The following is a 9,872-nucleotide window of genomic DNA, read 5'->3' as shown; positions in this document are numbered from 1 at the left end:
CGTTCTGAAACGCCACAGGATGCCGTTGATCACCCGGCGGTCGTCGACACGTTCAACCCCGCCGCTCTTGTTCGGCAGCAGCGCTGCAATGACAGCCCATTCTTCGTCGCTCAATTCGTGACGGCCCATAACAATCTCCTTTCAAGGGGATTGAATCACACACCGTCAGTAAGATGAACCCCGTTTATGGGGACACTGCCTAGTGAAGCGTCACGACGTAGTTGCCGTCGTGGTCGGTGACGGCGCGGGCGTTGGACGGCAGGTAGATGGTCGTCGTCGGTTCCTCGATCACGGCCGGGCCGGTGATGATCGCGCCGGCGGCGAGTCGGTCGCCCTGGTGGATCGGGCAATCGACGAAGCCGCCGCGCTCGCGGAAATAGACGCTGCGGCGCTGATCCGCCGTTGCCGCCTTGGTCGCTTCCGGCAGGATGCCGGCCTCGACGGAACGGCGCGGCTTTTCGCCGATCGCCCGCAGCTTCCAGGTGGTGAACTCGACGATGTCGCTTTCCATCTTCACCGAATAGATGCGTTCGTGCATCGCGTGGAAAGCGGCGACGAAGGCGGGCAGGTCGGCATCCGTGACGGTCTCGCCGTCGATCGGCAGCGGCACCTCGATCTCCCAGGACTGGTAGCGATAGCGCGCCATGAACAGGAGTTCGAAGCGCTGCCGTGCCTTCGGCACCGAGGCGCGGTCGAGGAAGGCCTGGCCTCCGGCCTTGAGTGTCGCGATCGCCGTGTTGATCCGGTCCGGCTCGAAGCGGTCGCTCGCGGTGATGACGGTCGCCTGCTCCTCCCAGCGGATGTCGGAGATCAACCCGCCATAGGCGGAAAGCCCGGCGGCGAAGCGCGGGATGAGCACGCGGGCGATGCCGAGCTCGTTGGCGATCTCGCAGATATGGGCGGCCGTCGCCCCGCCGCCGACGACGAGCTGGCTGTCGCGCGGGTTGATCCCCTCCTTGACCGTCATGTCCTCGATCAGCCCGACCATGACATTGTTGCTGGTCGTGTAGATCGAATAGGCCGTGTCCTCCAGGCTGAGGCCGAGCGCGGCGGCGAGCGGCGCCATCGCGTCTTCCGCAGCCTTGCGGTCGAGCACCATGCGGCCGCCAAGAAAATTGTTCTCGTCGAGGATGCCGAGAAGCAGGTTGGCGTCGGTGACGGTCGGCTTGGTGCCGCCGCGGCCGTAGCAGGCCGGGCCCGGCCGGGCGCTGGCGCTTTCCGGGCCGACATGCAGCATGCCCCCGGCATCGACATAGGCGAGGCTGCCGCCGCCGGCGCCGACCGAGCGCACGTCGATCTTGGAAATCCCCAGCATGTCGTTGCCGATCATCGCCTCCTGCGAGACGATCAGGTGGCCGTCGCGGATGGCGGAGACGTCGAAGGTGGTGCCGCCCATGTCGGCGACAATGACGTTCTTCTCGCGCGTCAGGAACCGAGCGGCGACGGGGGCGAGCGTCGGGCCGGACATCACCGAATAGATCGGCCGGGCGATCAGGTCGTCCGGCGGCATCATGCCGCCGACGCAGTTGGCGAGCAGAAGTTCGTTGGTGTAGCCGGCCTCCGTCAGCGCGTCGATCAGCTTGGTGATATAGGTGCTGACCGTCGGCTGCAGCGAGGCATCGATGACGGTGGCGATCGAGCGGCGATATTCGCGGCCGACGGGGTTCAGCTGGTGGCTGAGCGTGACCGGCACCTCGGGCCAGATCTCGCGGATGATCGCGCGCGTGCGCAGTTCATGGGAAGGGTTGAGGATCGACCAGAGATAGGCGACGCCGATCGCCTTCAGCCCCGCCGCCTTCATCGCGACAACCGCCTTGCGCACGCCGTCCTCGTCGAGCGGCGTCAGTTCGTTGCCGCCCGCGTCGATGCGGCCGCGAATGCCCATCGTGTGGCTGCGCGGGATATAGGGATCGGGAAAATCGAGCCGCCAGGAGAAGACGGGCTTTCTCACCGCCTCGCGCATGACGAGCACGTCGAGATGGCCTTCGTTGCAGAGATAGCCGGTCGGCGCCACCTTCATCTCGACCAGCGCATTGGTCGAGACGGTCGAGCCGTGGACGATCTGGCGGGTGGCGGCAAGGAAGCGCTTCAGGTCGAGGCCGAAATGCTCCGCGGCGATGGCGAGGCTGTCCATGAACCCGTTCTGGAAGTCGCCGGGCGTTGTCGCCGCCTTGAAGATGTGGGTGCGGCCCGCCGCGTCCTCGACGAGGCAGTCGGTGAAGGTGCCGCCGATGTCGATGCAGGCGGTGTAGTCATGCAGGGTCATGCCGTCTCTCCGGCGCGCAGCGCGCGCGTCCCATCCTCGTCGATCTCGACACCGAGCCCGTCCGTTGCCGGCACGATGGCGACGCCGTAGACGTCGCGCGCCCGCTCCGGCGTGATCCAGCCGCGCCGCACCGAGCGCAGTACCCGGGCGACGTCGCGCTTTCTCGGATCGCCGTAGCCGCCGCCGCCGCAGGCGCGAAACGCGATCGCCTCGTCGGCGCCGATCGTTACGTCGCCGAAGGCGGGGAGGGTGCGTATCGTGCCGTCCGACCTGCGCAGCCAGTTGCCGGAGGTGGCGGCATCGCCACCGCCGCGCACGCCGCGCGCCGGCGTCACATCGCCATCAGACCCCCAGAAGGCGGTCATGCGACCGGCAAGCGGCCGGTAAACGCCCTCGATGCCCGGCGCACCCTCCCATTCGCCCGGACCGCCCGAATCGACGGCGCAGCCGCGCGATTCGATGAGGATCGGGTACATCGCCTCGTTGATCTCGATCGAATCGAGCGCCATCTGCCCGCCGTCGCAGGCCGCCCCCGAGGCAAGCCAGCCGTCATGGCCGTGGATCGCGCCGCCGCCGCCATAGCCGACGAAGATCTGGTTGACATAGGGGAGGTCGTCGCGCGTCGCGTCGTTGCCGGAGATGACGGCTTCACCCAAGGCCTGCGAATAGGCCATCTCCGCCATGCCGTGCGGCTCGCCGAGTTCGGCGAAGCAGGCGGCGACCGCCGTGATCAGCCGGCTCGACAGGTTGGTGGTGGCGACCGAGGTGCCGACCGGATAGCGCGGAATGCCCAGCGCGCAGTTTTCCCGCAGCCGGATCTTGATGCGCGAGGCGCTGCCCTCGTTGTGTGGCAGCGTCGGGTCGAGATTGTAGAAGACGCCGATGCGGCAGGCCGCGGTCGCCGTGCATTCGGTGAGGTTGAGGCCGCCGGCGATGCAGTCGATGTTGTCGGTGGCGTCGACGATGATCTCGCCGTCCTCCGGGCGGATCTCCACCGTTACATTGACCGGAATACCGTCGTCGGCGATGCCCGGCACCGGATCGTGCCGTGTCGAGAACGACCATGTGCCCTTCGGCAATTTGCGGATCTCGGCATCCATGCGCCGTTCGCCATAGGCCATCCATTCGCGGATGAAGGCGCGGATGACGTCGAGGCCGTAACGATCGGCGAGCTCGTTCAGCCGCCGCTCGCCGACGCGGCAGGCGCCGACCTGCGCGAGATAGTCGCCGTACCAGAGATCGGCGACGCGGATCTTGGTCCGGCACATGCGGATGATGTCGGCGCGATCCCTGAAATCCTGCTGGATCTGGACACACGGGAGATGCACGCCCTCCTCGTAGATCGTCTTCGCCTCCGGCAGGTAGGTGGAAGGGATCGGCGCGCCGATATCGGCATGATGCGCGCGCGCCAGCGTCCAGAACATCGGTTGGTCGCCGACGAAGACCGGCACGCAGAGCGTCATGTCGGCATGGTGCGAATTGCCGGTATAGGGGCAATTGTTCATGAAGGCGTCACCTGGGCGGATGTCGTCGAAGAACTCCGTGATCGGCTTGGTGGCAAGCTCGAGGGCGGCGATGTGGATCGGGATGCAGTCCTCGACCGAGAGCAGCCGATGATCGAAGGTGAGCAGGCCGCAGGAGAAATCCCGCGAATTCTTGATCACCGAGGAGCGGCTCGACTTCATCAGCGTCGCGTTCATTTCCCTGACGATCGCCGACAGGCGCGACGACAGGACCGACAGCATATGCGGCTCGATCGTCGCCGGCGCGGCGTCCCGATGGTTTTCTTCTGTCACGGCATCCCCTCTTTTGTGATCACAGATCACGTTCTTCGGTCCTAGCGCAAAGGTTTTTCCCTCGCAAGACGGCAAGGGGCATGCTGCTACGCACAATAGCGGAAATCGGAAAAAATTCGATTGTGTGATCACAGATCACGATATAAGTTTCATCCATCACTGTGCAGGCGCAGCATGACGGGCAACGCGCCTGGGCGCCTGCGGGCGAAGCCGAATCGTAAACGAGGTGGACGGATGACGTCGGGGGCTGGCGTGGAAGACAAGTCGGGGCTGGCGCTGGAGATCGTCGGCGCGACGCGCGCCTATGGACCGGTGCGGGCGCTCGACGCCGTGACCGTCAGCGCCCGCAAGGGCGAATTCCTGACGATTCTCGGCCAGAGCGGCTCCGGCAAGACGACGCTGCTCCGCCTCATCGCCGGCCTCGACCATCCGAGCGCGATCGAGCGGCTGGCGATCGGCGGCGCGGACGTGCTCGGCCTGCCGCCGCACAAGCGCAATGTCGCCACCGTCTTCCAGCACTACGCCCTCTTTCCGCACATGACCGTCGGCGAGAACGTCGCCTATCCGCTGAAGCTGCGCGGCGTCGATCCGGCGGGCAGGGTCCGCCAGGCGCTGGCGATGCTCGACACCGTCCGTCTCGGCGACAAGGCCGACCGCCGCATCCACCAGCTTTCCGGCGGCGAGCGCCAGCGCGTCGCGCTCGCCCGCGCGATTATCTGCAAGCCGGAGATCCTGCTGCTCGACGAACCGCTCGGCGCGCTCGACGAGCGGCTGCGCCTCGACATGCAGATCGAGCTCCTCCAGTTGCAGCGCCATTTCGGCATGACCTTCGTCTACATCACCCACAGCCAGGAAGAGGCGCTGACGATGAGCGACCGCGTCGTGCTGATGCGCCGCGGACGCATCGAGCAGGAGGGCAAGCCCTCCGACCTCTTCGAGCGCCCCGTCAGCGATTTCGTCGGCAATTTCATGGGCGTCGAGAACATCCTGCGCGGCCGTATCGAGGCCGTCAGCGGCGATCGCGTCACGGTCGGAACGGCAAGTGGCGGTTTTACCGGGCAATGGACCGGGCGGGCGCCGCCACGGCCGGGCGAGCCTGCGGCCCTGATGGTCAGGGCCGAGAAGGTGCGCATCGCGGCAACCGGGCTTGTCTCGGGCACGCTGGCGGCAAGCGTGTACAAGGGCCGATCGACGGAGCACGTGGTCGAAACGGCCGGCGGCCGCATCCATGCGCTCACCTTCGACGGCGCGTCGCGCGCGCCCGGCCCCGTATCGCTCGCCTGGGACGAGGCGGATGCGCGGATCGCCCCCGTCGCGGCCTGAGATCCGCTACGGATCCTGCCCGCATCAAACGACAATCATAACAAGGAGTGGAACGACATGAACAACCGCCTGACATTTTCCCGCCGCACCCTCTTGAAGACCTCGGCCGGCGCCGCGAGCCTGCTCGCCGCCCCCGCCTTCCTGCGCCGTGCTTACGCCGAGGACAACACCGTCACCATCATGGGCGTCGAGACGGCGGCGCTCGACGACTGGACCGCCTTCGAGGAAAGCACCGGCGTCAAGGTCGCCTTCGAGGGCATGGCGAGCGACCCCGGTATCTTCCGCCAGGAGGTCGTCGCCAACACGATCGGCGAGCGCATCGACATCCTCCTGATGGACGGCGGCATCGAGGACGACCTCGGCGAGAAGGGCTTCTTCATGCCGTTGACGGGCGAGGGCATCCCGAGCTGGTCGAAGATCCCCGACGACGTGCTGAAATCGCCGCTGGCGCAGGGGCCGACCGGCACCCAGTTCGGCCTGCCGGTCGTCATGAACGCCGACAGCTTCGCCTTCTATCCCGACGAGATCGGCGGCTCGGCGCCCTATTCCTACGAGATCCTGTTCGAGAACGAGAAGACGAAGGGCCGCGTCGCGCTCGAGAACAACTGGATGACGACCTTCCCGCTCGCCGCGATCTATCTCAATGCCAGCGGCAAGGCGAAGATCGCCGAACCCTCCAACATGACGGCGGAGGAGGCGAAGGTCGTCGCCGACTTCCTCATCGCCCGCAAGCAGGCCGGCCAGTTCCGCACGATGTGGTCGACCTGGGAGGAGTCCGTCGATCTGCTCGCGAGCAAGGAGGTCATCGCCATCAATTGCTGGGAGCCGGCGGTGCTGGAGGTGAAGAAGAAGGGCGGCGCGGTCGAATACGCGACCACCACGGAAGGCTACAACAAGTGGGTCATCTGCGCCTATGTGCCGACGCAGGTCGCCGAGCGGGGCAAGATGCCGCTGGTCGCCAAGGCGCTCGAAGGCTTCCTCGGCGGTGCCTATGCCTCGAAGATCGCGACGCTGCGCGGCTACGCCACCGCCCTGCCGGAAACCGGGCTCGACTACGCCAAGGCGAACAACCTGCCGGAAACGGACGTCAAGGCGATCGAGGCCAACATCGAGAAGGTGAAGCAGAAATTCACCGCCAAGGAGTTCTGGCAGAACGCGGCGCCCTCCAACCTCCAGGCGATCGAAGCCGAATTCGACCGCTTCCGCAACGCCTGATTAGCTATGATCCATGGCGGGGGAGGCGCTCCCCCGCCATCTTGCCGCGCAGGAACGACACCATGGTCTTCAGCAAAACCGCCTTTACCCTGTTCCTGACGGCCTGGGTCGTGCTGCTTCTCGTCCCCGTCGCGGCTCTCGTCCTCTGGTCCTTCCTCGCCATGGAGAACTACCAGTTCGTCGCCGAGCCGACGCTTTCCGCCTATGGCCAGATCGTGGCATCGGGCCGCGACCTCGTTATCTGGAAGACGCTCAGGATCGCGGTGACGGTGACGCTGATCGAACTCGTCGTCGCCATCCCGTTCAGCATCTGGCTGGCGAAGAAGGTGACCTCGGCCAAGGTGAAGGCGATCGTGCTGACGCTATTGACCATTCCCTTCTTCATCTCGATCGCCTCGCGCACCATGGTGTTCCGCCCGATCCTGTCGCGCAACGGGCCGGTCAACACGGCGCTGATCGATCTCGGCCTGATCGATCGGCCGCTCGAATGGCTGCTTTTTTCCGATTTCTCGGTGCATCTCGGCCTGCTCGGCCCGAGCTTCCCGACCATGGTGCTGCCGATCTACCTGACGATGACGCTGATCGACGACGAGCTGATCAACGCCGCGCGCGATCTCGGCGCGCCGCCGCACCGTGTCTTCCTCGACGTCATGCTGCCGCTGGCGCTTCCCGGCATCGTAGCCGGCATCATCTTCACCTTCGTGCCGATGCTCGGCGAGACGGTCGTGCCGCAACTCCTCGGCGGCGGAAACGTCAACATGCTCGGCTCGTCGCTCGCAAGCCTGATCCAGGTGGTGAACTATCCCGTCGCCGCTGCGCTCTCCGTCGTCGTCCTCCTCGTTGTCGCCGTGCTGCTCGTCCTGCTCCGGCTCCTGATGCGGCGGCTGCCCGTCTCGGCGCCGATCTTCGAGGGAACCGGCCGATGAGCGCGACCGCCGTCACCGTGCGCCCGCCGCTCTCCGAGCGGGCCGGCGCCGCCTTTGCCGGGATCGCCGGCTTCGCCATGCTGGCGCTGATCTACCTGCCGGTGCTCTGGCTGGCGCTGATGTCGGTCAGCGGCGATCCCTTGAGCGGCATCCCGCGCGACTTCACGCTCGAATGGTATGGAAAGCTCTTCGCCGACGGCCGGTGGATCGCGCCGCTCGCCAGCAGCATCTGGCTCGGCGTCGCGGTCGGCATCAGCTGCGCGCTCGCTTCCATCGTCGTCGCCCGCGTCATCCCGGTGCTGAAGCAGCGCGGACTGGTGCTGGGCGCATTCCTGTTTCCGCTTTTCGTCCCCGGCATTCTCGTCGGCGTGGCGATCTTCCTCTATTTCCGCGTCATCCTCGGCCTGCGGCTCGGCTGGTGGTCGATGTTCTTCGGCCACTTCACCTGGGCCTATCCCTTCTCGCTGCTGGCGCTGCTCGTCAACACGCTGCGCTTCGACACGCGGCTGCTGGAGGCCGCCGGCGATCTCGGTGCGACGCGCTGGCAGGCGTTTCGCGACGTCGAGTTCCCGCTGATCCTGCCCGGCATCGTTAGCGCCACGATGTTCGGCTTCCTCCTCTCCTTCAACGACCTCGCCCATTCCCTGCTGCTGAAGGGATCGGTGCAGACCCTGCCGCTCTACGAATGGGTCCAGGCGAGCTCCCACAATTCCAATGTGCCGATCCTCTTCTCGCTCTCGACGCTGATCATGCTCGCCTCGATGACGCTGGTCGGCTCCGCCTTCCTTCTCCTTTTCGGCAAGAGCAAGGACTGATTGCGCCCTCGACCCGGCGGGGAGGACAGAGAGTTTTCCATCAATACCTGTGATCACAAAACACAAAAACCGCAGATCCCTATCGTGAGGACAGACCCATGACCATCGACCCCCATCACAACCAGACGCTCGAGGAGATGGATGTTCGCACCCTTCTCCACCCCTCGACCTCGATCTCCGACCATCTCGCCAATGGTCCGCGCATCATGGTCGGCGGGTCCGGCGTCCATGTGACGGACAGCAAGGGCAACCGCTACCTCGACGGCGCCGCGGGCCTCTGGTGCGTCAATGTCGGCTATGGCCGGACCGAAATTGCAGACGCGATCCACAGGCAGTCGACGACGCTGCCCTATTTCCATTCCTTCACTTCGATGTCGAACGAGCCGTCGATCCTGCTCGCCGACCGCGTCCTGCGCTGGACGCCGCCGGGCATGAGCAAGGTGATCTTCGGTTCGGGCGGCTCGGACGCCAACGACACCAATGTCAAGATCGTCTGGTACTACAACAACATGCGCGGGCTGCCGGAAAAGAAGAAGATCCTGTCGCGAAAGCGCGCCTATCACGGCGTATCGGTCGCGTCCGGCAGCCTTACCGGCCTGCCGATCAACCACGTCGCCTTCGACCTGCCGCTGCCGATGATGAAGCACACCCATTCGGTCGATACCTATCGGGAGAAGCCGGCCGGCATGAGCGAGGCGGACTTCACCGCCTATCTCGCCGCCGAACTCGAGGCACTGATTCTTGCGGAAGGACCGGACACGGTCGCCGCCTTCATCGCCGAGCCGCTGATGGGGACGGGCGGCGTGCTGGTGCCGCCGGAGGGCTATTTCCCGGCGATCCAGGCGGTTCTCGACAGATATGACGTGCTGATGATCGCCGACGAGGTGATTTGCGGCTTCGGCCGTCTCGGCACCAGGTTCGGCTCGGACAAGTTCAACATCCGACCCGACATCATGACGATGGCGAAGGGGCTCTCGAGCGGCTATCTGCCGATCTCGGCCAGCGTCATCAACGAGAAGATCTGGACCGTGCTGAAGGAGACCGCGCCGAAGATGCCGGGCTTCGGCCACGGCCTGACCTATTCGGCGCATCCGACCTGCGCGGCGGCGGCGCTCGCCAATCTGGACATTCTCGAGCGGGAAAACCTTGTTGACAATGCCGCGCGCGCCGGCGCAGCCCTGAAGGCCCGGCTGAAGGCGGAGCTCGGCGACCACCCGCTGGTCGGCGACATTCGCGGCGAGGGCCTGATGATCGGCGTCGAACTCGTCGCCGACAAGGCGACGAAGCAGGAGCTGAACCTTGGCCTGAAAGTCGGTCCGCGCGTGATGGCGCGGGGATATCACGAGGGCATCCTCGTGCGCGCCCTGCCGCACCGCACCGTCATGGCGATGTCGCCGCCGCTGATCCTCAGCGACGACAACATCGACGAGCTGGTGACCGGGCTGAAGAAGGCGATCGGCTTCGTCCACGACGAGCTGGTGCGTGACAAGGTCGACCTCGCCAACGGGTAAGCCATGGAGAAAGGAGCGCG

General features: G+C 65.7%; 8 protein-coding genes. 5 read left to right on the top strand and 3 right to left on the bottom strand.

Annotated features, from left to right (window positions below; translation table 11 throughout):
* The 3 genes from ACEVQ6_RS22040 to ACEVQ6_RS22030 form a co-directional block, all read right to left on the bottom strand.
* The coding region (locus ACEVQ6_RS22040) for a transposase (RefSeq protein ID WP_374891201.1) at positions 1-129 on the bottom strand (129 nt) is incomplete at its 3' end.
* A gap of 70 nt (positions 130-199) precedes the next feature.
* On the bottom strand, positions 200-2,266 hold the full coding sequence (locus ACEVQ6_RS22035) for a hydantoinase/oxoprolinase family protein (RefSeq protein ID WP_374891200.1): 2,067 nt from the start codon (positions 2,264-2,266) through the stop codon (positions 200-202).
* On the bottom strand, positions 2,263-4,062 hold the full coding sequence (locus ACEVQ6_RS22030; protein ID WP_374891199.1) for a hydantoinase B/oxoprolinase family protein: 1,800 nt from the start codon (positions 4,060-4,062) through the stop codon (positions 2,263-2,265). The genes ACEVQ6_RS22035 and ACEVQ6_RS22030 overlap by 4 nt, the downstream gene beginning before the upstream one ends.
* Before the next feature lie 234 nt (positions 4,063-4,296).
* Between ACEVQ6_RS22030 and ACEVQ6_RS22025 the strand changes: the two genes are divergently transcribed.
* The 5 genes from ACEVQ6_RS22025 to ACEVQ6_RS22005 all read left to right on the top strand — a co-directional run bounded on the left by ACEVQ6_RS22025 (position 4,297) and on the right by ACEVQ6_RS22005 (position 9,852).
* Entirely contained in the window at positions 4,297-5,385 is a 1,089-nt protein-coding gene (locus ACEVQ6_RS22025; protein WP_374891198.1) for an ABC transporter ATP-binding protein, read from the top strand.
* A gap of 57 nt (positions 5,386-5,442) precedes the next feature.
* Positions 5,443-6,600: an ABC transporter substrate-binding protein gene (locus ACEVQ6_RS22020; protein ID WP_374891197.1), complete on the top strand. Its 1,158-nt coding sequence runs from the start codon at positions 5,443-5,445 to the stop codon at positions 6,598-6,600.
* A gap of 62 nt (positions 6,601-6,662) precedes the next feature.
* Positions 6,663-7,526: an ABC transporter permease gene (locus ACEVQ6_RS22015; protein WP_374891196.1), complete on the top strand. Its 864-nt coding sequence runs from the start codon at positions 6,663-6,665 to the stop codon at positions 7,524-7,526.
* The gene (locus ACEVQ6_RS22010) at positions 7,523-8,341 is read left to right on the top strand and encodes an ABC transporter permease (RefSeq protein ID WP_374891195.1); all 819 of its coding nucleotides are present in this window, start codon (positions 7,523-7,525) and stop codon (positions 8,339-8,341) included. Before ACEVQ6_RS22015 ends, ACEVQ6_RS22010 begins: the two co-directional genes overlap by 4 nt.
* 98 nt (positions 8,342-8,439) lie before the next feature.
* Positions 8,440-9,852, top strand: a complete 1,413-nt coding sequence (locus tag ACEVQ6_RS22005; RefSeq protein ID WP_374891194.1) for an aminotransferase — start codon at positions 8,440-8,442, stop codon at positions 9,850-9,852.
* Positions 9,853-9,872 lie beyond the last annotated feature (20 nt).

Source organism: Ensifer soli, from assembly GCF_041928815.1.
Taxonomy (GTDB): Bacteria; Pseudomonadota; Alphaproteobacteria; order Rhizobiales; family Rhizobiaceae; genus JBHFEI01.
This window is presented reverse-complemented; position numbering and strand designations above follow the sequence as displayed.

Coding starts and splice junctions, on each gene's coding strand:
- ACEVQ6_RS22015 (WP_374891196.1), top strand. CDS start 6,663: ATGGTCTTCAGCAAAACCGCCTTTACCCTGTTCCTGACGGCCTGGGTC.
- ACEVQ6_RS22020 (WP_374891197.1), top strand. CDS start 5,443: ATGAACAACCGCCTGACATTTTCCCGCCGCACCCTCTTGAAGACCTCG.
- ACEVQ6_RS22025 (WP_374891198.1), top strand. CDS start 4,297: ATGACGTCGGGGGCTGGCGTGGAAGACAAGTCGGGGCTGGCGCTGGAG.
- ACEVQ6_RS22005 (WP_374891194.1), top strand. CDS start 8,440: ATGACCATCGACCCCCATCACAACCAGACGCTCGAGGAGATGGATGTT.
- ACEVQ6_RS22010 (WP_374891195.1), top strand. CDS start 7,523: ATGAGCGCGACCGCCGTCACCGTGCGCCCGCCGCTCTCCGAGCGGGCC.
- ACEVQ6_RS22035 (WP_374891200.1), bottom strand. CDS start 2,266: ATGACCCTGCATGACTACACCGCCTGCATCGACATCGGCGGCACCTTC.